This window comes from Nocardia sp. PLKS1-43, assembly GCF_059510335.1.
In genome coordinates, this window is sequence record NZ_JCAJZQ010000043.1 from 1 (window position 1) to 1,573 (window position 1,573).

Consider the following 1,573-nt stretch of genomic DNA (forward strand, 5'->3'; position numbering starts at 1 on the left):
CGGTAGCTGTCAAATCGAATGAGACCGGTCAGGCTACGAATTCTGTGTCGATATTCTCCTTCGGTGGCTCGTTGATCCAGGCTGTTTTCGGCAGCCGGGGTGGTGTCGGGGGTCGCCGGAACCGGTCGGGGTTGGCAGCGTAGGCCGCTGCCAGGACCTTGCGGCGTTTGGCGCGGATCTTGCGGGCGGTGCCATCGTGAACCGTTGCGGGAGTGTGTAATCCGATTCCGGAGTGCCGGTGCACGGTGTTGTAGTATGTGAAGAACGCATCGCAAAACCGTTGCGCCTCACCGAGGCCGGCGAACCGTTCGGGGAACGACGGGCAGTACTTCAGCGTCCGGAAATTCGACTCCGAATACGGGTTGTCGTTGGATGTCCGCGGCCGCGAGTGCGAGCGGGTGATATTCAGCTCGATCAGCAGCTCCGACACCGGTTTGCTGACCATCGGGCCGCCGTTGTCGGCGTGGATGTACTCGGGCACGACCCCGTCGTTGGCGGCGATCGAATCGAGCTGGAATTGCTTTGCCCGCCACTGCGATTCACGTGGGATCACGATCCAATGGATCGCCTTGCGGGAGAAGATGTCCAGCATCACCAGCAGCGTGTAGTACACGCCCTTGAACGGGCCCGCCAACCGTGTTGCGTCCCAACTCCACACCTCGTTCGGGCCGTGAGCCACCAGCTCGGGTTTGGTGCGCGCCGGATGGGTGGCCTGGCGGCGCCGTTCGCGCACTTCACCGGCCGCGCGCAGCAACCGGTACATCGTCGAGATCGAGCACAGGTACACGCCCTCGTCCAGCAAGGTCGCCCAGATCTGCGCCGGAGACTTGTCGACGAACCGCTCGCTGCGTAGCTGCGCCAGCACCGCGGCCTGTTCGGTGCCCGACAGGGCGGCCGGGTGCCGCACCGGCCGCCGGGGCCCGTGGCGCGGTGGCTGCGGGTGGCGGTGCCGATGCAACGTCGCCCGGGATTTGCCGGTGAACCGGCATGCGGCCCGGGTCCCGATCAGCGGCTCCAGCTCGACGGTCGCCGCGTCGATCACTTCGGTCGCTCGGTCTCGGAATCCGCGCTGCCGGAGAGCATCTCCAGCAGCTCGACAGCTTTTCCCAGAACGACCATCGCCTTGTCCTTGCGCTCGAGCTCGGCCCGCAGACGCGCATTCTCCGCCTCGGCCTTCTCCGCCCGAGCCTCCGCGTCGGTCTTGACCGGCTTCGGGCCAGTCAGCTTGGCGGCCAACGCATTCAGCGCACCCGCATCCCGAGCCCGACGCCACTCGATCACATGCGAGTGATACAGGCCCTCGCGCCGCAACAGAGCGCCGCGGGCACCCGGCTCGGTCAGCCGGTCGTACTCCTCCACGATCCCCAGCTTGTACTCCGGCGTGAACTTCCGCCGCTTCGGCCGATCCGACCCGGCCCCACCTGACTTGCCCCTCTTCTTCGCCGCCCCGCCGTCCCCGCCGGGCACATCGGCCGCACTCATCGTCACCTTGCTCGATATTCCCTGGTCTCGCCCTACTCAACTACAACAAACATACCGACCAATCGGTCTCAGTTGAGTTTGACAGGTAGGG

Annotated in this window: 2 protein-coding genes; both read right to left on the reverse strand. The window is 65.7% G+C overall.

Features of this window, described 5'->3' with window-relative positions; genetic code table 11:
- Positions 1-28 precede the first annotated feature (28 nt).
- A complete protein-coding gene (locus AC5WS7_RS40570; RefSeq protein ID WP_495959978.1) occupies positions 29-1,042 on the reverse strand; it encodes a transposase in 1,014 nt (337 codons plus the stop codon).
- Positions 1,039-1,482 (reverse strand): transposase, encoded by a 444-nt coding sequence (locus AC5WS7_RS40575; RefSeq protein WP_495959979.1) that lies wholly within the window; start codon positions 1,480-1,482, stop codon positions 1,039-1,041. The genes AC5WS7_RS40570 and AC5WS7_RS40575 overlap by 4 nt, the downstream gene beginning before the upstream one ends.
- Positions 1,483-1,573: the final 91 nt, after the last annotated feature.

Coding starts and splice junctions, on each gene's coding strand:
- AC5WS7_RS40575 (WP_495959979.1), bottom strand. CDS start 1,482: ATGAGTGCGGCCGATGTGCCCGGCGGGGACGGCGGGGCGGCGAAGAAG.